This window comes from Anaerostipes sp. 992a (assembly GCF_001940245.1).
Taxonomy (GTDB): Bacteria; Bacillota; Clostridia; order Lachnospirales; family Lachnospiraceae; genus Fimousia.
In genome coordinates this window covers 272,686-294,699 of the sequence record NZ_MJIG01000001.1, presented here as the reverse complement: position 1 = coordinate 294,699, position 22,014 = coordinate 272,686, and the positions used below count along the sequence as shown (strand labels likewise).

Below are 22,014 nucleotides of genomic sequence, written 5' to 3'. Positions count from 1 at the left end.
CTTTATCCTATGCTTAACTCTTTTTTCGGAAATAAAAGTTTCACCATGAATTGATCTCCATCAATCTTTATCTTGAAATCCCCTCCACAAAGCCCGGTAAAGCTCTGTGCAATGGACAATCCCAATCCATTTCCTTCTGTTGTTCTGGACTTATCCCCTCGATAGAATCTCTCCAGGATTTCTTCTTCGGTAAACTGCATACGGTAGGAGGCCGTATTCTTGATGGACAACATCCATTTTCCTTCTTCTTCACAAATACGAATGTAGATTCTAGACCCCTTCAGAGAATACTTTAATGCATTTTCCAAGATATTTTGTACTACCCGGTACATCCGGTTGGCATCTCCCTCAAAATGCGCCTGCTCCACCTCATAATCTGTAACAATTTCAAAACCACTTGCCTGAATCTTATCCTCCATCTCCACCATAGTCTGATCCATCAGCTTTCTCATATCTAGAATGGAGAAATCCACTTTTGCGTTGCCACTGGTGCTTTTGGCCAGATCAAACAAATCTACAACGATATTTTTCAGTCTCTCGGATTTCTGTCCCAGAATAGTTACATAATCCCTTGCCTCATCAGACAGCGTCTCATCCTTAGCAAGCAGATCCACATAGCTGATAATGGACGTGAGAGGTGTCTTAAGGTCATGGGATACATTGGTGATCAGATCAATCTTCATCCTTTCTCCCTTTAACTGTTCTTCTACACTCTTTTCCATTCCCTGTCCAATGCTCTCCAGATCCTTCGTTGCTTTGTAATAGAGAGAGTCTTCCTCAATATCCGTCTGTGCCCGAAGATTACCGTTAGAAATCTCATAAATCTGCTGCAATACCTTTTCTAGATCCAGAAGGTCCTGAATATCTCTTTGGTAATCATAGAACATCTTTTTAAAAAGAAGTACCATGAAGCATCCACATAAGATTCCAAATGGGAAGAAACCACCCAGCAGGAAAAGTGTACAGATCACACCTGCAATCCCAATGATGATCAGACTTCTTCTCTTCCGCTTTAATTCCTTTTCCTTCTTAGTCAGTGTACTGGACTGCTTATTCTTCCAATAATCCCATTCCTTCTTCTGACCGACCACAGCTTCTTTCGTAAAATGTATTGCCTTATAGCATACAGAGCTTTTGATCAATTTTCGCTCTTTAATTCTACGAACCATGGACATAAAGCAATATCCAAAGACCAACTCTAAGATCAGCATTCCTGCATAACACCAATTGATCAGGTAACTGCTAAAATGTTCAAAGTAAAGAGAAATACTTCCAACGGCACACACTACTGCCAGTACTCCGCTTCCTCCCATAAAAATCAGAAGAATTTCTAACCAGATTCCATCTACCCATGCTCCAAATCTGCTTCTGGCCTTTGGTGAATCAGCAATGATAAGTACGATCAATGCTGCCAGAATGATTCCACAGTATATAGTAAGTAATGAAACAGAATCTTTGCACTGAACTTTCCAATGCTCCCAGGCATTTTTCACTTCCTGAATCCGTGCAGAAGGAATTCGAATCGTCAACTGTATGTTTTCAACATCTCGAATATCGATGGCATCATCCTTCATCCGGTAAACATTGGTATCCCCATAATAATGAACGTTGTCATAATTACCAACTGCTTCCAGATAGTAATCCTTTACAGTCTTAAGACGCCCATTCTCATCATAGTACTCGGATGAATCTACTTGCAGCGTTACTTCTGCCTTTATAATACCAATTCCATCCTGAACATCCTTTTGGGTGATTTTATCTCCATACTGAAGCTTTTTCTTTTTTCCAGAAGTTTGATACTGGATGGTTCCTTCCACATCAGCATTCAGATGCTGATCCACCCCTTTAAACTTTCCTGTTCTTACATACTGGGTCAGATTTGCTTCCAAAACTCTGCTGCAATACCTTTCATAAGTACTACTTTTTTCAAAGCTGGTTCCTGAAAAATAGTCCCCAATCTCAAATTCATTGCCAATCAGCTCATTTCCTGACTCAATTCCCTCAACTAGTATCTGTACTTCTCCGACTCCGACAAAGGTAAACACCAATATCACAGCCACTGCACACCATGTAAAAATTTGTCTGCTAATATTTTTCCATTTTATATCCAATTCCCCACACCACCTTTAAATATTTCGGAACTTTGGGATTGATCTCTATTTTTTCCCGGATTCGTCGAATATGAACCATCACTGTATTCTCTGTTGCAAATGCCTGTTCCTTCCACACTCTTTCGTAGATTTCCTCTGCTGAAAAGACTCTGCCTCTGTTCTTCATAAGAAGCTCTACAATGCGATATTCGGTAGCAGTCAGCTTCACTGGATCACCATCCACATAGATCTGCTTTTCATCCAGATTCAGGAGCAGCCCTCCATTCTCAATGGCATTGCTCTTTTCTTCCTTTGCCTTTTCCCGGTTACCCAGATACAGGTACCGGCGCAGAGAGGATTTTACTCTGGCCACCAGCTCAGCTGGCTGATATGGCTTAGAGATATAATCGTCCGCTCCCATAGAAAGTCCCAAAACCTTATCGCTTTCTTCTGTCTTGGCAGATAATAGTAAGATCGGAATATTTTTACTCTCTCGAATCTTCATCATTGTGGATAATCCATCCATTTTCGGCATCATAATGTCTAAGATGATCAGATGAACTTCCTGTTCCACCAGCTGCTCTAAGGCTTCCAACCCATTGTATGCGCAGAGCACACGATAGCCCTCCATCTCCAAAAGCTTTTGTATTGCCCTTACGATTTCTCTGTCGTCATCTGCAACTAAAATTGTTTCCTGGCTCATAATTCTCCTCCTCCTTGTTCCTGACTTTATAGTAGCAAAAGAATCTTTCTAGAAAGTCAATTGAATTCTGACAAATTTCTTAATTTCCCTATATAAAGAGAACAGGGAATGCCTCCAAAACCAGATGCATTCCCTGTTCTCTTATTTGATCTGCAGTGGAATTCCGGATATGCTCAAATGAACCTCATCGCATACACTTCCAAGAATCTGGTTCACTTTACCAGTAATATCTGAAAATATTCTTCCCATGCGGTAAGGGGATACTACACACATCCCCACCTCATTGGTTACAATGATCAGATTCTTATTCTGCTCCTTTACTGCGTGAATCAATGATTGTATCTCATTTATAATGTCTTCTTCCATATAAGCGATTTCTGCTTTCGAAAGCTCCTCGTAATCCCGATCTTCTTCCATCAGAAAATTCGTGATCAATACAGTGATGCAATCTAATAGTATCGTCCCATATGAAGTTTCCGATACTTCAGACGCTAAATCTCGGTAACCTTCAAAGGTACCCCAGTTTGGATTCCTACGCATCTTATGAAGACGAATCCTCTCTTCCATATCATCATCCGTAGCAATTCCCGTCGCCATATACAGAACATCATCGCCTCCTAATATGGTAGCCTTTTGTTCTGCCAGCTGACTTTTTCCACTTCTGCTTCCTCCTGTCACAAGAATCAATCGTCCCATACTATCACCTCTTTAATTGATACATTCTTTTATCTTGCACTGTCTGTTCGGCCGCTTCCTTCTGATTCTCTGATGCCCATGTATAAATATACTAAGATAATCCCAAATTCTACAAAAATCCATGTCATAGAACTGAAAAATCCGATATCTGCAGCTTTTCCCATGCTATCCAAAATGCTTGTAGTCGCCTTCGCCATAACCGCATATACGAACATCTGTCGAAACGGAAGTTCTTTTCCCATCATCCGTCCCATGCTTTTACCGCAAACCGCAAAGACAAAGCTTCCGAACGCATATCCAATCGCTGCATAGACATACACGATCACAAGTCCTATAGCAATTCCTGTGTAGAACAAAGGCATCATTGCCAACAGATCCTGATTATCAAAAGTGCCCTTCCCCAGATCTGCAAAGTCGATTTCCACGTTCTGACCCACTGCCGCATTCTTCATGCGCATATTATGCTTACTGATCAGAACTTCTACCAGAGTATCATCTTCAAAATCCTCTGCCTTAAATCGATCCACATCATCGTCCGCTACAATCCTGAGTTGATCATTGTTGATCTCGATTCTCTGATCAATCTGAAATTCTCCATCCTTGTATTGGAAATCGGGAAGTGTCTCCATAATAAAATGCTTTGGCCCTCCTATGCTTACGCCAAATCCCAGGATTGGAAAAACCGATCCCAGAAACATCGTCAAAAATGTGATCACCATGATAAAAAAGAGAATGGTTCTTTTGCGAACCTGCACCATGCTCTTATAATCCTTTGGTCTCATCACTGCAGTCTGAAACATCCTGCAAAAACCAATTCTTTCCTTTTGTTCCATAAATCATCTTTCTCCTATTCAAGTCCATCTTGAGGTGGAATGGCATCCTATCCCTGATATACAATGCTCTCCAGTACCTCGTCTGCAGTCTTTTTATCTTTCAAGACTTCGATCAGCTTGGCAGAAAAAGCAATGGCTGTCCCAAGTCCTCTGCTGGTGATGATCTTGCCATCCACTGCCACTTCATCATATACATAATTACTCTTGCTCAATGCCTCTTCGAAACTTGGGTAACTGGTCGCTGTCTTACCATCTAACAGCCCCAGTTCTACAAAGATGCTCGGTGCCGCACAAATAGCTGCGATATACCTTCCTTCTTCATGGTTATTTAAAACCATAGATTCTACGCCCTTATGTGCCTTTAGATTTAAAGTTCCCGGCATACCTCCCGGAAGTACTACCATGTCGGCCTTTTCATCCTTGATCTGTTCAAATACGGTATCTGCAATGACCGGAATCTTATGGGCTCCCATGATCTGTCTCTCTTCCTTAATAGACACAGTTGTCACGTCAATATCTGCACGTCTTAACAAATCAACGACTGTAAGACCTTCAATCTCTTCAAATCCATCTGCTAAAAAAACCAAAACTTTCATTCCATCTGCCTCCTGTTCCTTCTATTCCTCTTATACATTTCTACTGGTGCTCGTGCAAACGGATCACCAGTTCTCTTCATGCATAGAACGCAAGAATTACTTGACATCTTTCTTGCCTAAGTTATATTATACTTCATATGATTTACTTTTGGCAAGCGGGTTCATCCCTACCAGCCAGAGAGGAGTAGAATAATGGAAATTGAACGCAAATATTTATTAAAGCGACCTCCCCATTCCCTGTCCGACTATCCCTGTTCTAAAATCCAACAGGCCTATCTTTGTACGGAACCAGTGATTCGTATTCGAAAAAAGGACGATAACTATATCCTTACATATAAATCTGCAGGGTTAATGGAACGGGAAGAATTAGAAGTCCCTCTGACAGAAGCAAGTTATCATCACCTGCTAAAAAAATGTGATGGCAACATCATCTCAAAGATTCGCTACTATCTTCCGTTAGATTCTGGACTCACTGCAGAAATCGATGTTTTTCAACATGGATTCGACGGTCTGATCATTGCAGAGGTAGAATTCCCAGACCGAGATACTGCCGATCATTTTATGGCACCAATGTGGCTTTCCAACGATGTTACTCAGGATGCCAGATTCCAAAACAGCAATTTATGTATGATGTCTGAAAACGAACGGATTACTTTGCTAAAAGAAATCTTATTCGCTTAATAAATCATACTAACACAAAAGAAAAACCCAGCGTAAACTTCCAGTTACTGTTCAAAAGAAACAGCCTGTTGGTTACGCTGGGTTTTATTCAAGTCCTCCCCAGGGAACCTGGCAAAACACACATCTTATTTCTCACGACAAAATGATACTTTCCGTCTGCGTCATCACCTGATCCATTGTGACATCCAATTCACTGACCGGAACTTCCTCAGCCATAATCTCATTAAAACACAATATAGTTTTCCAGATTTTTGAGTTTTCCAGATATCTGTCATAATATCCTGCTCCATGTCCCATCCGGTTTCCCCGGTGGTCACAGGTCACACAGGGAATGATTCCATATTGAATTTCTTCCTTTTTTATCACCTCTGTATCCAGCTTTGGTTCCAAAATCCCATAAGCTCCTGGATGCAGATCATCCAAGGAATCAATCCTGCGAACTTCCATGATACCTTTGGACATGCAAAGTGGCACTCCCACCTTCTTCCCAGACATTAAGGCATCTGCAAGTATTTTCTGTGTCTGAACTTCTTTTCCAAAACTGACATAACAAAAGATCACTTCTGCCTGTTTATACTTCTCACTGGCAAGAACACGTCTTTCAATCTTTCTGCTCTCTTCCCGGATCCATTCCATGGAATAGCCTGCAAGCTTTTGCACAGTTTCCATCCTCAGTGCCTTCTTATCCTCCAACAGGCTCATAACAAGACCTCACTCCAGTCTGCTTCTTTAAATCCTACCAGTACAAAATCCTCACCAATGATCAATGGTCGCTTTACCAACATCCCATTGGTTGCAAGCAATGCATACTGCTCCTCTTCTGACATCGTTGGAAGCTTATCCTTCAATCCCTCCTGACGATAAATCATCCCGCTGGTATTAAAAAAGCGCTTCAATGGCAAACCGCTTTTCTTATGCCATTCCTTTAACTCCTCTTGGGTTGGATTCTCCTCTACAATATGACGATCTTCAAATTCTACCGAATGGTCCTGCAACCATTTCTTTGCTTTTTTGCATGTACTGCATTTTGGATATTCTACAAATAAAACACTCATATTTCTTTCCTTTCAAAATCATTTTTTTCTTACTGCGGCAAACGTCCTTTCTATCAAATATTCTCAATCTGCCAGTCAATCGGTTCTATGCCATGCTCCTCCAAAAACTGATTGGTCTTGCTAAATGGCTTACTTCCAAAAAATCCACGATATGCAGACAATGGACTTGGATGCGGTGCCTTTAAAATCAAATGATTTGGATTATTTAACATCTTCTCCTTCATCTGAGCAGGACGTCCCCACAAAATAAATACGATCGGACGATCTTGTTCATTTAAAATACGAATGGCCGCATCTGTAAATTCTTCCCACCCGATTCCCCGATGAGAATTGGCCTGATGGGCCCGCACTGTCAAAACAGTATTTAGCATAAGCACTCCCTGCTCAGCCCATTTTGTTAAATACCCATTATTCGGTATATAGCATCCCAGATCATCATGAAGCTCCTGATAGATATTCACCAGAGACGGTGGTGGATCTACCGGCGGCTTGACGGAAAAACAAAGTCCATGTGCCTGTCCATCGTTATGATAAGGATCCTGTCCCAGAATCACTGCCTTCACATTATGAAGCGGTGTCAGATGAAATGCATTGAAGATATCCTCTGCCGGCGGAAAAATCTTATGCGTACGATATTCCTCATTGATCTTCAAATACAATTCTTTATAATAAGGCTTTCCATATTCCGGTTTTAAATACTTGGCCCAATCGTTGCTGATCGGTGGCATAGTATCTCCTCCTTTTTCTATATTTTTCACACTCCATGAGGAGCAGATTCTTATTTTTCTTATTATAACACAGAGAAAGACCCAATTACACATGAATCGGTAATTGGGTCTTCCTTATGATTATTTACATCTGGCCGTTAACGCTCCATTTTCAACATCAATCAGGATAGTATCCTCAGCACGCACACCGTCTCCTAAGATCAAACGTGCTGCCAGTGTTTCCACATTTTTCTGTAGATAACGCTTTAATGGTCTCGCACCATACATTGGTTCATATCCATGATCAGCCACATATTCCTTGGCTGCCTGTGTCAATTCTACAGCTAATTCCTTATCTTCCAGTCTGCGATTTAAATCTTTTACAAGCAGGTCGATGATACTTGTAATATTTTCCTTTGTCAATGGCTTGAACATAATGGTCTCATCCAGACGATTTAAGAATTCTGGACGGAAATGATTTCTCAGATCATTCATAACCATACTTCTGGCCTCTTCGCTGATTTCTCCACTTTCATTGATTCCATCTAATAAATAAGAAGATCCAATATTAGATGTCATAATAATGATGGTATTCTTAAAATCTACCGTCTTGCCCTGAGAATCGGTAACTCTTCCATCATCCAATACCTGTAATAATACGTTGAATACATCTGGGTGTGCCTTTTCAATTTCATCGAAAAGAACAACGGAATATGGTTTTCTTCGAACTGCTTCTGTCAGCTGTCCACCTTCTTCGTATCCAACATATCCTGGAGGAGCTCCGATCAATCTGGATACGGAATATTTCTCCATATATTCACTCATATCCAATCTGACAATGTTATTCTCATTGTCAAACAAGCTTTCTGCCAGGGCTTTCGCTAATTCTGTCTTACCAACTCCGGTAGGTCCAAGGAATAAGAAGGAGCCAATTGGTTTGCTTGGATCCTTAATTCCTGCTTTTGAACGGATGATAGCCTCTGTTACCAGGTCTACCCCTTCATCCTGTCCAATGACTCTCTGATGAAGCACCTGATCCAGGTGAAGAACCTTATTTCTCTCACTTTCTGTTAACTTGGCAACCGGAATTCCTGTCCAACGGGAAATGATCTTGGCAATCTCTTCTTCCGTTACCCGTTCTCTTACCATAGATCGGTCTTCCTTCTTGACCTTCTCTTCTTCCAGTTCCAGCTGTCTCTTAAGCTCTGGCAGCTTTCCATATTGAAGTTCTGCAGCTTTATTGAGATCATAATTTCGCTGTGCAATCTGAATTTCGCTATTGATAGATTCGATTTCTTCTCTTAACTTCTGTACTTTTTCTACAGAAGCCTTCTCATTATTCCAGGTAGCCATACGGGAATTAAAGTCATCCTTCATCTCCGCCAATTCTTTCTGGATATTTTCCAGACGATCCTTGCTTAATTTATCGTCCTCTTTCTTCAATGCAGCTTCTTCGATCTCTAACTGCATAATCTTTCTCTGAATTTCATCCAGTTCTGCTGGCAGAGAGTTCATCTCTGTTTTGATCATGGCACAGGCTTCATCCACCAGGTCAATGGCCTTATCCGGCAGGAATCGGTCTGAAATATATCGATTGGACAGGGTTGCTGCAGCCACTAAAGAACTATCCGTAATCTTAACTCCATGGTATACTTCATAACGTTCCTTAATTCCACGTAAGATGGAAATCGTATCTTCTACTGTAGGCTCATCCACCGTAACCGGCTGAAAACGTCTCTCAAGAGCCTGGTCTTTTTCGATATACATGCGGTATTCATCCAACGTTGTAGCACCGATACAGTGCAGCTCTCCTCTGGCAAGCATTGGCTTTAACATATTGCCTGCATCCATGGCTCCTTCTGTCTTTCCTGCACCTACAATGGTATGAAGCTCATCGATAAACAGAATGATCTGACCGTCACTTTGCTTTACTTCTTCCAAGACTGCTTTTAATCGTTCTTCAAATTCACCTCTGTATTTTGCTCCTGCTACCAGAGATCCCATATCCAAAGCGAAAATCTTCTTGTCCTTTAACTGTTCCGGAACATCCCCACGAACAATTCTCTGCGCAAGTCCTTCTACAACTGCTGTCTTACCAACACCAGGTTCTCCGATCAATACCGGATTATTCTTAGACTTACGAGAAAGAATCCGAACTACATTACGAATCTCCTGATCTCTTCCGATTACTGGATCTAACTTCTGCTCTCTGGCACGCTCTACCAGATCATATCCGTACTTCTCCAGGGTTTCATACGTAGCTTCCGGATTATCGCTGGTCACTTTTTGATTGCCCCGCACCTCCTGAAGTGCCGTTAAGAATCTTTCTCTTGTGATTCCATAACCCCTTAATAACTCCTTGACAGATTTACTTGGATGCTTTAATAAGCTTAAGAATAAATGTTCCACAGATACATATTCGTCTCCCATGGCCTTCATTTCATCTTCAGCGCTGATCAATACTTTATTCAGATCATTGCTGATATAAACCTGACCTCCAGAGACCTTTGGACACTTGCCAAGCATCTGCTGAACCTGAGATAAAAATGCCTCTTTATTAATCCCCATCTTATCCAGAAGCTTTAAGATCAGACTGTCATCGATGGTTAAAATACTGTATAAAAAATGTTCCTGTGTGATTTCCTGATTTCCATACTCATACGCCAGTTTTTCACACTTTTGAATTGTCTCCATTGATTTTGTCGTAAATTTATTAATATTCATAGCCACTCCTCCTTTTCAAGCAAGCTATTGTTCTGTTCTAGTCGTAATATAACACTTATTATTAGCACTGTCAAGCATTGAGTGCTAATTTTTTTGAAAAATATCTATTTTCTTAAAAGAAATTTCCTATTCCATGAAAAAAGCATACACCGTTTCCAATGTATGCCTTACTGATTATTCTTTTTATGACTGCCACCTTTTTAATAATGTAAGAATGTCCTGAAACACCTGCTCTTTTCCATCTTCATGAAAGATCTCATGTCTCATCCCAGGATACAGCTTTGCTTTGGTATTTTTATACCCCACTTCCCGCATAAAACGCACTGCATCCTCAAATGCTTCCCTGCTGTTCATACATGGATCCTCTGCTCCAGATAAGAAAAAGACAGGAAGCTTTGGGTTCTTCATTGTCCAACCCTTTGTGCTATAAGTTTCCTTTACCAATAAGAACAAATTCAAAAATCCATTGAGAGTAAAAATAAATCCACACTTAGGATCCTTATCATATTCTCTTACATTGTCCTTGTTTGCAGAAATCCAACCATTTGGAGAGGTAACATTCTCAAAACCACGATTATAGGCTCCAAATGCCATTTTCTCAAAGAGATTTCCTTTTCTACGCTCCCCTTTGATCTTAATCAATATCTTAGAAAGCAATATGGCCATGCCTACTCCCGGATTATCACCTGGACATCCGCATACGATAAGCCCCTGAATCTCATTATCGTATTTCTTCGTATAAGAGCGTACGACCAAAGATCCCATGCTGTGTCCAAAGAGGTAGAGCGGAAGCTCCGGATAACGCTCTTTGATCCATAAAGTTATCTGATGGGTATCCTGGATCAGAGCCTCTTTTCCATCCTCATAAAAGTATCCATAATCCTCTTCGGAACGCACGCTTTCGCCATGTCCTCTGTGATCATGTATGATGCATACGTATCCTGCATCACACAAATGCTCCATCATCTCCAGATAGCGTTCTTTGTGCTCCGCCATCCCATGGACCAGCTGTACGATTCCAATCGGTTCTGTCTTTGGTAACCCCAGACACATCTGGATTCCCAATCCATCCATATGTGATGTTAATTCATACCGCTGCACCTTCATACCCATAAATACACCTTCTTTTCTATCTCTGGTTAATCGGTACATACTCCTTCGCCTGAGCTACGTTGGCATATGCCGGACGAATGATCTTACCGCCACTTACTAATTCCTCCAGACGATGTGCACTCCAGCCTGAAATTCTTGCAATGGCAAAAATTGGCGTATAAAGTTGCTCTGGAAGACCCAGCATACGATATACAAATCCACTGTAAAAGTCCACGTTAGCACTGACTTCTCTAGCAGACTGTCTTTTCTTTTTGATTTCCTCTGGTGCAATTCTTTCAATCAATGAATACAGTTCATATTCCTCCTGAAGTCCTTTCTCTTCAGCCAGCTTCTGAACAAAGCCTTCTAATGCCTTCGCACGAGGGTCAGAAATAGAATAAATCGCATGCCCCATTCCATAGACTAATCCTGCACCATCAAATGCTTCTTTATTCAAAATTTTATTTAAATAATCACGAATCTCTTCTTCATCTTTCCAATCATGGATATGTTCCTTAATATCATCTAACATTTGAATGACTTTAATATTAGCACCACCATGCTTTGGCCCACGTAAGGATGCCAGTGCTGCTGCAACTGTAGAATAGGTATCCGTTCCAGAAGAAGTAACTACATGAGTCGTAAAGGTTGAGTTGTTACCACCACCATGCTCTGCATGCAGAACCAGACAAAGGTCTAAAATCTTTGCTTCTAACTCTGTATATTTATTATCTGGTCTTAATAAATACAAAATATTCTCAGCAGTAGATAAATGTGCCTGTGGTTTATGAATGAACAGACTCTTTCCATCATGATAATGTGCATATGCCTGATATCCGTAAATAGCCAGTACCGGGAACAAAGCAATCAACTGCAGACTTTGACGAAGTACATTCGGAACAGAAGTATCGCTTGCATAATCATCATAAGAGAATAATGTCAGCACACTTCTTGCAAGTGTATTCATCATATCTCTGCTAGGAGCTTTCATAATAATATCCCTTACAAAGTTTGTCGGAAGCTGACGATATTCAGATAACAAATCATTTAATTGGGCCAATTCCTGTTTATTCGGAAGTTCTCCAAATAATAATAAATATGTAATTTCCTCAAATCCAAATCGGTTTTCATTAATAAACCCATTGACCAAATCTTCTATATTAATCCCACGATAATACAATCTACCATCACATGGAATCATTGCTCTATCTTCAATAACATAAGACACTACTTTTGAGATTTCAGTCAATCCGACTAAAACCCCTTCTCCAGTATCCTCACGAAGTCCACGCTTTACTGCATATCGTTTGAATAATGCAGGATCAATTCCTCTGGAACATTTTTCAGATAACTTTAAAATCTCCGGTGTGACCTCTGAAAATTTATTTGGCATTTCTTTTACCATGACTGTTTCTTCCTTTCTATTATAGCGTAATATCATATCCAAGCTTTTTGAAGGATTGAAAACAAAATCCTTCATAGACCATCAAAAAAATGAAGGTCCGCTGACCTTCCTCTACATAGTATATGCGTTTTGATATTATAACAGATAAAGCTTTTTTTGTCAATCAGTCCTGCACTTCAAAAACAAAAGAAAATTTCCCCAAAAATATTACAAAAGTATGAAAAAATCTTGTAATTTTCTTTAAATAATTGTATAATTGTAGAGATGTTAACCTACAGATAAAAAGACACAAGTATTAAGGAATAGAAATTATTTTTAGAAAGCGAGGACTTTTATGAAACTATTGAAAAAATGCACATCTTTAATTTTGTCATTGGCAATCTGCCTGACATTAACCGTACATATTACAGCTCCTGTATCAGCTGCAACTCTATCAATTGTACGAGCTGGACAAGCCGTAAGCTATACCGGAAAACAGATCACCAAGGTCTCTTATAATGGAAGTTCTTATTCTTTGCAGGACACACCTGCATTGCTTTTAGATGGATATGTAATGGTACCATATTATCAGACCTATGTTACCAATGGACCAAAACTGTCAAAGTCCTATAATTCTGACAGCGGAGTCCTTACTTTAAAGGATTCTAATACTACTGTAAAGTATTACGTCAATGAAACATACGCTTATGTAAATGGCACGAAGAAAAGCATAGGCGTTGCTCCATGCTTTGTTACATATAAGAATACAGACACTTCTGTATTGATGATTCCAGCAAAGACGACCAGCAATTATTTTAATATTTCTTATACCTATGACAGCTCAGTACCAAATATTACTTTAAAGAAAACAACTAATTCTTCTAGTGCAACGGATAACACGGACAGTACAGCCTATACCCGTTATACTACGGCAAACTCTCTGGCTATCCGCAAGTCTGCCTCATCCTCTTCCGATGTGGTCGGACACTACAGTCGTAATACAAAGGTAAGCTGCTATGGAACATCCGGCAACTTTACGAAAGTAAAATATAATGGAAACTATCGTTACTGCGGAACCTCTTATCTGAATACAGAACAGGTATACTACCGCTATGTTAACATTAATTCCTTAAAGATTCGCAAATCTGCATCTTCCGATTCTGAAGGTGTTGGATATTATAAACTTGGTACCAAAGTTCTCTGTTATGGTAAGAGCGGTGACTATACAAAGATTAAATACGATGGTTCTTATCGTTATTTAAAGACATCCTGTCTGACCTCTAAGGCTCCCCTACAGGCATCTGCTTTCTCCGATATGTCTACCAGCGAGTTTATTAAGACAATTGGACCAATTGCTCAGAAAAACTACAAGACAAGCGGTGTTTTAGCTTCTGTTACGATTGCTCAGGCCATCTTAGAGAGCGGCTGGGGCAAATCCGAACTGGCAAAGAACGCCAACAATATGTTCGGTATGAAGAAAAGCCTTTCCGGCAATACCTGGTCTGGAAGCGTATGGACCGGCAGCGTATACAAAAAGAAAACAGCAGAATATCGCTCTGATGGTTCTAAATACTACATTACTGCAGAATTTAGAAAATACAACGGTGTAAACAGCTCCATTGCTGACCATTCTGCTTACCTTTTAGGAGCGAAAAACGGAAGCAAAAAGCGTTACGCAGGCCTTGCCGATACTACCAGCTACAAAAAGCAGCTGACCATTATCAAGAACGGTGGTTATGCAACAGACCCTGACTACGTTTCTTCCCTTTGCAACATTATTGAAAAATATGATCTTACAGATTATGATGTAAAATAAAATCAGAAAAACAGCCTCTCAAGTCTGGATTCTTCTTCCGCCTTGAGAGGCTTATTTTTATCTCCCTCTAAGTTATATCATTTCTTCAATCTGAGATAATGGAAGCTGGGTCTTTCGTGCCGTTTCCTCCAGTCCCATTCCCTCTTCTAAAAATCTTTTGGCCACATACTCTAAAGATTCCCCGATTTCAATCACATGCCCATCCAGATCATATATGCGGATAACTCTCTGTCCCCAGTCATGCTCCATACATCGATGGATATACGTGATCTCATAAGAGCTCTTCTCCAGTTTTTCGATGAAGGAATCCATATGATCTTCTTCAAAATAAAGCTCAGCATCATTGCCACCCATAACTGCTTTTCTATCAATAAAGGTCTCCCACAACTTCTTCTCCTGCAGGACCAGACCTTCCGTTAACACTACATTTTCCCCAAAGTCACTTACCACTTCCAGCCCAAATAAATCTTTATAAAATTTCTTTGAGCACTCTATATCACTTACCACAATTAAAATATTCTTTAATTTCATCTGTGTCTGTTCCCTCCTCTCTGGTATCTTCATTTTATCATAGAAACTTTGTTTTTTACAGGTATTTCCCAACTCTCTTTTCCAGAGTGCTGATCACTCCAAACAATGCCATTGCAATGATACACAGCACCAAAATACTTAACATTACCCAGTCAAGCTTAAATACCTGACTTCCATAGATGATCAGATATCCTAATCCGGCCTTTGCTGCCAAAAATTCTCCAATAATAACTCCCACCAGCGACAACCCGATATTGACCTTCATGGTACTGATAATCAATGGAATGCTGCCAGGAATGATGATATATCGAAGACAATGTGTCTTATTTCCTCCCAAAATGCGTATCAGCTTTAACTGTTCTTCACTGATTTCCATAAATCCGGTATGCAGGTTGATGATACTTCCAAACACAGCAATGGATATAGCTGTAATAATAATGGTCTTCATATTGTTTCCCAGCCAGACAATAAGTATCGGAGCCAGTGCTGACTTTGGAAGACTGTTGAGCAATACAAAAAAAGGCTCCAAAATCTGTGCCAGCATAGGAATCCACCATAAGACCATTGCCACAACAAGGCTCAATACCGTAATAAGCAGGAAACTTCCCAATGTCTCAAACAGTGTAATTCCAATGTGATAGAATAAGGATCCATCTTTTAACATCTCATATCCGGTTACAATGATTCTGCTTGGACTGCTGAAGATAAATCCATTTAACCATCCTTTCCGGGTTCCCATCTCCCAGAAAAATAAAAGGGAAATCAACAGCAAACCCTGCCATAGCTTTATCTGGTATCTTTGGCGCTTATATTGTCTTACGAACCTCTCATGACTCGTTCGCATCATCTTCATTGATCTCCCTCCAAATCTCTTGAAAGTAATCATTGAACTGCCGTTCCTTCCGGCGTTCTTCCGGTGTCAATGTATCGACGGTAAAGGATATCCGCATCTCCTTCACTATGCGGCCAGGTCTGTGGCTCAATACAAAGACCTTATCCGCCATACTGACTGCCTCCTGCAGGTCATGGGTAACCATAACCGTGGAAATATGCTCCTGCTTTATAATCGAACCAATATCATTGGATACCTGAAGCCTTGTCTGGGCATCCAGGGCAGAGAATGGTTCATCTAGCAACAATAGCTTTGGCGATAAAGCCAGCGTACGCACTAGTGCAGCCCTTTGCCGCATTCCTCCCGAAAGCTGTCTTGGATAAGCATTTCTAAATTCATACAGACCGTATCTTTTTAGCATGGCATTGACTCTTGCCAGATTTTCTTCATTGATCTGCTGCTTGATTTCCAAACCTAGAATTACATTTTTATAGATAGAACGCCATTCCAACAGCTGATCTTTCTGAAACATATATCCAATGGGTTTTTGTACAGTCAAAGTTCCCTCATAGTCTTTTAATAAACCTGCGATCACATTTAACAATGTGGTCTTTCCACATCCGCTTGGTCCTACGATTGCCGCAAACTCCCCCGGCATGATAGAAAAGGAAACGGCATCTAAGGATTTCGTTTCTCCATGTAAACTCTGATACGTATAGGAAATGTCTTTCAGAGACAATGCAGTTTCCATAGAATCCTCCATTTTTTTGATACTATAGATTATGCATTACGTAAGATTTTTGACATCAGAAAATCTCTTTGCTACAATAGACAAAAGAAACTTTACAAAAATTGCAGGAGAATCATTATGTATTATGAAGCTATACGAAAGGGTATCTTTCGAAAGCGTCCCAACCGCTTTCTTGCCCATGTAGAAATTGATGGAAAAGAGGAAATCTGTCATGTGAAGAATACCGGCCGGTGCAAGGAACTTCTGATTCCAGGAACCACCGTCTATGTTCAGGAGCATGACAATCCAAAACGAAAAACCAGATTTTCCTTAATTGCGGTGGAGAAAGGGCATAGATTGATCAATATGGATTCCCAGGCACCTAATCAGGCGGTGGAAGAATGGATTCAAAATGGCAATTTTTTTCGTGAACTGTCATTTTTAAAGCGTGAAAAGACATATGGAAGTTCCAGATTTGACCTTTACGCAGAATATGGAAAGCAAAAAGCCTTTATCGAAGTGAAAGGAGTCACATTAGAAGAAGATGGTATTGCCAGATTTCCTGATGCCCCCACTGAGCGCGGCATTAAGCATATAGAGGAACTCATCCACTGTCATCAAAATGGATACGAAGCCTACCTTTTCTTCGTCATTCAAATGAAAGGCATTACACATTTTGAACCGAACCGGCGCACCCATCCGGCTTTTGGCGATGCTCTGCAGAAAGCACAGTCCGCTGGTGTTCACATTCAAGCACTGGACTGTATCATAACACCGGATACGATGCAAATTGATCAGGAAATTCCTGTAATTCTTTCTTAAATTCAATCATTTTTAAAGGAGGTCCGACTATGGATATGAATAAAATCGCACAACTACAGTCCATCATCGACGAAAGCAACCGTATTGTTTTTTTCGGAGGTGCCGGCGTGTCAACGGAAAGCAACATTCCAGATTTTCGAAGCACCGATGGATTATATAACCAGACTTATAAATACCCACCAGAAACCATTGTCAGCGCTACATTTTTCTGGAACAGAACGGAAGAATTCTATGATTTTTATAAAGATCGTATGCTCTATCTGGATGCCAAACCAAACAAAGCACATCAGAAATTGGCTGAGCTGGAACAGGCCGGTAAATTATCCGCTGTCATCACTCAGAACATTGATGGTCTCCATCAGGCTGCTGGAAGCAAAAAGGTCTATGAGCTTCACGGCAGCGTACTAAGAAACTATTGTGTGAAATGCCATAAGTTCTATCCTGTGGAAGCAGTAAAAAATGCACCAGGCGTTCCATATTGTGAATGTGGCGGTCTGATCAAGCCAGACGTGGTTCTCTACGAAGAGGGATTGGATAATGACGTTATCTCCGGCGCAGTTCATGCCATCGCTCAGGCAGACACCCTGATCATCGGCGGAACCTCTCTGGTTGTCTATCCTGCTGCTGGGCTGATCGATTATTTTCATGGAAAACACCTGGTAGTCATCAACCGAGATGCCACATCCAGAGATAAACAAGCTGAGCTTTGTATTTCTGATAGCATCGGAGAAGTACTGGGACAGATTGAGGTACATGCATGAAGAAACGAGACATCATTCTGATTCTTGTTCTTTTCTTCCTTGCAGGAGTCAGCTATTTTCTCATAGCTATTTCTTCTCATACAGGAAATCGTGTCATCGTCACTGTTGATAAAAAAGTAGTCATCGATGAACCCCTGTCTGAGAATCAGGAGCTTACGGTTCCTCTTACAAACGGGGAAAATACTATTGTCATTAAAGACGGACAGGTTGCTATGAAGGAAGCAGACTGTCCTGATCAGATCTGTGTCCGCCATAGGGCAATTTCTAAATCAGGAGAGAGCATCGTCTGCCTTCCACACAAGGTTGTTGTTGAGATTTCCAGTGAGGAAGAACAGGATGTTGATATCGTTGCATGAAAAGGAGAGCGCGTATGATAAAAGCTGATCTACACACCCATACCAACCTTTCCGATGGGTATTATTCAGTAAAAGACTTAATCGACCAAGGAAATCGCATGGGATTAGACTATATGGCCATCACAGACCACGATACTACCGCCGGGCTGATCACTGCTATGACCTACGGAAAAAGAGTAGGATTAAAGATAATTCCTGGAGTGGAATTCTCCACGAGAAACTATAAAACCGGACGAGCTGTCCACATTTTATGCTATTACCCAGGGGATTTATTTGCCTTCCAGGATTTTCTGGATAAAACTCTTGAGATCCGGATAGAAATGAAGTTAAAAACAGCCCGATTATTGGAAAAGGATTTTTCAGTACAGGTAGAGGATTTTCTAAAAGCTTCCAGAGATAGTGAATCTCTCTATAATCCTCATCTGATGCTTCCTTTTTTTGAAATGGGATATACAGACACTTTGATCGGAGATTTTTTCAAGGAACACGCTTCCAGTAAAAGCTCCCGCTATTTCACGATTCCTTATCCCGATGTATACGAGGCATTGGATCTGATTGATCGATATGGAGGTGTTCCAGTCATTGCTCATCCCGGGGAATATGACTCTCTGGAAATTACAGAACAACTTGCCAGCGAAGGCCGCATCAAAGGAATCGAATATAACCATCCTCGGAATACCGAGCACGATAAAAAAGAAATTTTAAGAATTGCACAGGCCTATGACCTATTCCTAACCGGAGGTACCGATTACCATGGTCCTTATACCAAGACAGTACATCCTCTCGGAAGCTATCTATGTCCGGAATATGGATTGAAAAAACTGTTAACGTATGCCAGACCATAAACAAAGTGGATTCCACTTCAAATACCATCAAAATACTCCTCTTATCCCTGAGCAAACAGAAGGTAAGAGGAGTATTCTTTTCTTCTCAACTATTTCTTTTCCTGACAATCTACCGTAATTTCTCCACATTCGGTACATACCGCATAATAGTAGACACAAGTTCCCAAACCAAAAGGAACCTCTCCCATCAAATGCGCTGTTCCTTCTTCCTTTTCACCACAGATCATTGCTACGAATTTCATCGGTTTTCCACACTCGGGACATTTTAATTCTACTTCTTCCTGTGCCCAGATTGGATTGCCTCCGACCTTACATAAAAATTTGGTTCCAAAATCCTTCCAAAACTGTTCTATATCACTGTCATTATATTCTTCCAGCTTTACTGGAATCACAGGCAATGGTGTTGGTATCCTGTCCTCTTCTGTCATAACATCTGCTTCTTCCACATCCTGATAATCCCATTCGATGCGGTTATTGCTGATAACATAGCCCTGTCTCCACCAGCTGGCAGAACAGTTTAAGCAGGAGACCATCGGAATTCTTCCTGCAGTAGGATTGCGAAAATCTTCTAGTCTTGGATCTTCTAAGTCAAGTGTAATAATCTGATGGATATCTCCCTTACATATATTGCAGGCATCCATATCCCATTCATCGCCTCCGAACTGATGCTCATATTGATCCTTTCCCGGAACGGCGATATATGCTTTACATTCACTCATTTCTCTTATGTCCTTTCTTTCTTAACTTCTACTCTCTATTATGCAACGGAATTTTCTTTTCGTCAAATTTCTATCAATTTCTATTCCAGTATTCTGATTAAATCCTCTGCAGATTCTACGATTCTATCTGCACCTGCTGCTTCCAACTCTTCCCGGCTTCCATATCCATATAAGACACCTATGGAATCCACTCCCATGGCTTTTGCTCCGAGAACATCATGTTTACGGTCTCCGATCATGACCACCTCATTCATATTTTGAATATTGCAGGACTCCAACGCATACGCAATCACTTCTGCCTTTTTGGTTCTCGTCTCATCCATATTAGAACCCGCCACATATATAAAATATTTAGACAATCCATAATGCTCCACAATCTGTCTGGCATACTCCTCTGGTTTGGAAGTGGCAATGATCAAGACCTTTCCTCTCTCCTTTAGCACCTTCAATACTTCTTCCATGCCTTCATATACAGAATTCTCATACAGACCTTTGGTTCCATAGTATTCCCGATAGATATCAACCATCTCTACTGCCTCTTCCATTGAATACCCATAATACCTGCGATAAGATTCGATGAGAGGCGGCCCTACAAATTTCAAAAGCTCTTCCTTATCTTCCACGTCGATGCCCTTCTTCTGCAACGAATATGCTACAGAATTGACAATTCCCATTCCAGAATCCGTTAATGTTCCATCCAGATCAAATAATATGTACTGATATTTTCTATTCATATAACTCTCCTATCATTTTTTCCAATAGCTTTCTTTATACACGAGAAAAAAGCACCGCTTTTGCGATGCTTCTTTCCACTAGCATAATGCAAGGAGTTCATTATGCCAGCTTTGAGTAATTGGCTTCGATTGTTTGTAGCAAGGATTCATCCTCAATACCAGAGACTTCTTTTAATACGCCTCTGATTCCCAGTTCTTCCACTTTCTGCTGGAGTTCAACGCTCTGTGGATCCTGGTCATTTTTATAATGAAGTGCAGCGGCGATTCCCACTAATAAATGATCTACAGGTAAGCCATAACCAGCTGCTGTTAATGTTGGTTTTGCCAAACGGTCTGTAGCACTTAATTTACGCAATGGTTCTCTTCCTACACGCACCACATCATCTTTTAAGTAAGGGTTTTTGAAGCGGTTAATGATTTTATCAATATATTTTAAGTGTGCTTCCTTATCTAAACCATGTTTCTTTACAAGGCCCATACCGCTTTCTGTCATAGCACTCTTAACAACTGTAAAGATTTCTTCGTCAGCAATACTTTCGTCGATTGTTGCATATCCTTTTAAGAATCCAAGGTATGCTGTAATACAATGACCTGTATTTAATGTAAATAATTTTCTTTCAATATATGCCATTAAGTTACCAGCCAGGTTCATTCCTTCAATCTGAGGAATTTCTCCTTTGAAAGATGCTTCTTCTACATTCCATTCATAGTAAGCTTCTACTACTACATCGATTGGATTTTCACATCTTACTGGAGGTACGATTCTATCCACAGAACAATCTGGGAATCCTACGTATTTATCAGCATATGCCTTTGCTTCTTCAGAAAGCTGTCCATATACTGCTTCTTTTAACTGTGAGCTTGCTTTGATCGCATTTTCACAGGCAATGATATTCAGATAAGCATCTACGCCTTCTGCCATTCTCTTTTCAATTCCCTGAGCGATTGCTGGAGCAATTCTTGGAAGAATAACCAGTCCAACTGCTGTTGTGATGATTTCTGCTTCTACAATCTCATCTACCATAGCTGGAGTTGTAGAATTTACGCCACTGATATTTGTAATAACCTGTTCGCTGCTTTCAACATCCATAACATGAATTGTATATGTTCCGTCTTCATTAATCTTATCGATCACCTGCTGATTCACATCTGCAAATACTACATGATAGCCAGCATTTGATAATAAACCACCGATAAAACCACGTCCAATGTTACCTGCTCCAATTTGAATTGCTTTTTTCATACTAATACTCCTTTATACCTTGTACTTATCCCGGCCAGATGCAGCCGGGATAAGCAAATCAACC

The 22,014-nt window shown here is 40.5% G+C and carries 23 protein-coding genes; 6 read left to right on the top strand and 17 right to left on the bottom strand.

Translation table 11 applies throughout. The features are described from left to right. Window positions 1-2 precede the first annotated feature (2 nt). The 5 genes from BHF69_RS01455 to BHF69_RS01435 form a co-directional block, all read right to left on the bottom strand. Window positions 3-2,111: a sensor histidine kinase gene (locus BHF69_RS01455; RefSeq protein ID WP_242946080.1), complete on the bottom strand. Its 2,109-nt coding sequence runs from the start codon at window positions 2,109-2,111 to the stop codon at window positions 3-5. After that, the gene (locus tag BHF69_RS01450; protein WP_075669290.1) at window positions 2,086-2,793 is read right to left on the bottom strand and encodes a response regulator transcription factor; all 708 of its coding nucleotides are present in this window, start codon (window positions 2,791-2,793) and stop codon (window positions 2,086-2,088) included. Before BHF69_RS01450 ends, BHF69_RS01455 begins: the two co-directional genes overlap by 26 nt. A gap of 141 nt (window positions 2,794-2,934) precedes the next feature. Then, entirely contained in the window at window positions 2,935-3,489 is a 555-nt protein-coding gene (gene cobU, locus BHF69_RS01445; protein ID WP_075669289.1) for a bifunctional adenosylcobinamide kinase/adenosylcobinamide-phosphate guanylyltransferase, read from the bottom strand. Window positions 3,490-3,518: 29 nt separating this feature from the next. After that, a complete protein-coding gene (locus tag BHF69_RS01440) occupies window positions 3,519-4,322 on the bottom strand; it encodes a DUF1189 family protein (RefSeq protein WP_075669288.1) in 804 nt (267 codons plus the stop codon). A 47-nt stretch (window positions 4,323-4,369) separates the two neighbouring features. Continuing rightward, window positions 4,370-4,918, bottom strand: a complete 549-nt coding sequence (locus tag BHF69_RS01435) for a DJ-1 family glyoxalase III (protein ID WP_075669287.1) — start codon at window positions 4,916-4,918, stop codon at window positions 4,370-4,372. A gap of 192 nt (window positions 4,919-5,110) precedes the next feature. Between BHF69_RS01435 and BHF69_RS01430 the strand changes: the two genes are divergently transcribed. Further along, a complete protein-coding gene (locus BHF69_RS01430; protein ID WP_075669286.1) occupies window positions 5,111-5,599 on the top strand; it encodes a CYTH domain-containing protein in 489 nt (162 codons plus the stop codon). 132 nt (window positions 5,600-5,731) lie between these two features. Here BHF69_RS01430 and BHF69_RS01425 read toward each other — a convergent pair whose 3' ends face one another. From BHF69_RS01425 to BHF69_RS01400, 6 genes are all read right to left on the bottom strand, one after another. Then, entirely contained in the window at window positions 5,732-6,301 is a 570-nt protein-coding gene (locus BHF69_RS01425) for a 5-formyltetrahydrofolate cyclo-ligase (RefSeq protein WP_075669285.1), read from the bottom strand. Further along, window positions 6,298-6,654 carry an arsenate reductase family protein gene (locus BHF69_RS01420; protein ID WP_075669284.1) on the bottom strand — a complete coding sequence of 119 codons (357 nt, stop codon included), beginning with the start codon at window positions 6,652-6,654 and terminating at the stop codon, window positions 6,298-6,300. Before BHF69_RS01420 ends, BHF69_RS01425 begins: the two co-directional genes overlap by 4 nt. A 53-nt stretch (window positions 6,655-6,707) precedes the next feature. After that, window positions 6,708-7,382, bottom strand: coding sequence for a uracil-DNA glycosylase (locus tag BHF69_RS01415; RefSeq protein WP_075669283.1), 675 nt, complete (start codon window positions 7,380-7,382; stop codon window positions 6,708-6,710). A gap of 120 nt (window positions 7,383-7,502) precedes the next feature. Next, on the bottom strand, window positions 7,503-10,085 hold the full coding sequence (gene clpB, locus BHF69_RS01410) for an ATP-dependent chaperone ClpB (protein ID WP_075669282.1): 2,583 nt from the start codon (window positions 10,083-10,085) through the stop codon (window positions 7,503-7,505). Between the two features lie 183 nt (window positions 10,086-10,268). Then, window positions 10,269-11,237: an alpha/beta fold hydrolase gene (locus BHF69_RS01405; protein WP_242946078.1), complete on the bottom strand. Its 969-nt coding sequence runs from the start codon at window positions 11,235-11,237 to the stop codon at window positions 10,269-10,271. Further along, a complete protein-coding gene (locus tag BHF69_RS01400) occupies window positions 11,215-12,582 on the bottom strand; it encodes a citrate/2-methylcitrate synthase (protein ID WP_075669332.1) in 1,368 nt (455 codons plus the stop codon). Before BHF69_RS01400 ends, BHF69_RS01405 begins: the two co-directional genes overlap by 23 nt. A gap of 334 nt (window positions 12,583-12,916) precedes the next feature. Here BHF69_RS01400 and BHF69_RS14625 point away from each other — a divergent pair, with 334 nt between their 5' ends. Beyond that, complete coding sequence (locus tag BHF69_RS14625) at window positions 12,917-14,377, top strand: glucosaminidase domain-containing protein (RefSeq protein ID WP_075669281.1); 1,461 nt, start codon at window positions 12,917-12,919, stop codon at window positions 14,375-14,377. 72 nt (window positions 14,378-14,449) lie between these two features. On the opposite strand, the gene BHF69_RS01390 is transcribed toward BHF69_RS14625, so the two are convergent. From BHF69_RS01390 to BHF69_RS01380, 3 genes are read right to left on the bottom strand one after another with little or no spacing between them, the layout of a single operon-like run. Next, window positions 14,450-14,908: a VOC family protein gene (locus BHF69_RS01390; protein WP_075669280.1), complete on the bottom strand. Its 459-nt coding sequence runs from the start codon at window positions 14,906-14,908 to the stop codon at window positions 14,450-14,452. Window positions 14,909-14,963: 55 nt separating this feature from the next. Continuing rightward, entirely contained in the window at window positions 14,964-15,761 is a 798-nt protein-coding gene (locus BHF69_RS01385; protein WP_075669279.1) for an ABC transporter permease, read from the bottom strand. Further along, complete coding sequence (locus BHF69_RS01380; RefSeq protein WP_075669278.1) at window positions 15,736-16,491, bottom strand: ABC transporter ATP-binding protein; 756 nt, start codon at window positions 16,489-16,491, stop codon at window positions 15,736-15,738. The genes BHF69_RS01385 and BHF69_RS01380 overlap by 26 nt, the downstream gene beginning before the upstream one ends. A gap of 117 nt (window positions 16,492-16,608) precedes the next feature. Here BHF69_RS01380 and sfsA point away from each other — a divergent pair, with 117 nt between their 5' ends. Genes sfsA through BHF69_RS01360 form a run of 4 tightly spaced genes read left to right on the top strand, consistent with a single transcriptional unit; the run spans window position 16,609 to window position 19,254 of the window. Further along, window positions 16,609-17,292, top strand: coding sequence for a DNA/RNA nuclease SfsA (gene sfsA / locus BHF69_RS01375; protein ID WP_075669277.1), 684 nt, complete (start codon window positions 16,609-16,611; stop codon window positions 17,290-17,292). Window positions 17,293-17,327: 35 nt separating this feature from the next. After that, window positions 17,328-18,053, top strand: a complete 726-nt coding sequence (locus BHF69_RS01370) for an NAD-dependent protein deacylase (protein WP_075669330.1) — start codon at window positions 17,328-17,330, stop codon at window positions 18,051-18,053. Beyond that, window positions 18,050-18,409 (top strand): NusG domain II-containing protein, encoded by a 360-nt coding sequence (locus BHF69_RS01365; RefSeq protein WP_075669276.1) that lies wholly within the window; start codon window positions 18,050-18,052, stop codon window positions 18,407-18,409. The genes BHF69_RS01370 and BHF69_RS01365 overlap by 4 nt, the downstream gene beginning before the upstream one ends. Window positions 18,410-18,423: 14 nt before the next feature. Then, a complete protein-coding gene (locus BHF69_RS01360) occupies window positions 18,424-19,254 on the top strand; it encodes a PHP domain-containing protein (RefSeq protein WP_158022536.1) in 831 nt (276 codons plus the stop codon). An 89-nt stretch (window positions 19,255-19,343) separates the two neighbouring features. Here BHF69_RS01360 and BHF69_RS01355 read toward each other — a convergent pair whose 3' ends face one another. The 3 genes from BHF69_RS01355 to BHF69_RS01345 form a co-directional block, all read right to left on the bottom strand. Then, window positions 19,344-19,973, bottom strand: a complete 630-nt coding sequence (locus tag BHF69_RS01355) for a hypothetical protein (protein ID WP_075669275.1) — start codon at window positions 19,971-19,973, stop codon at window positions 19,344-19,346. A gap of 80 nt (window positions 19,974-20,053) precedes the next feature. Then, entirely contained in the window at window positions 20,054-20,707 is a 654-nt protein-coding gene (locus BHF69_RS01350; RefSeq protein ID WP_075669274.1) for an HAD family hydrolase, read from the bottom strand. A 100-nt stretch (window positions 20,708-20,807) separates the two neighbouring features. Then, entirely contained in the window at window positions 20,808-21,950 is a 1,143-nt protein-coding gene (locus BHF69_RS01345) for a mannitol-1-phosphate 5-dehydrogenase (protein WP_075669273.1), read from the bottom strand. Window positions 21,951-22,014: the final 64 nt, after the last annotated feature.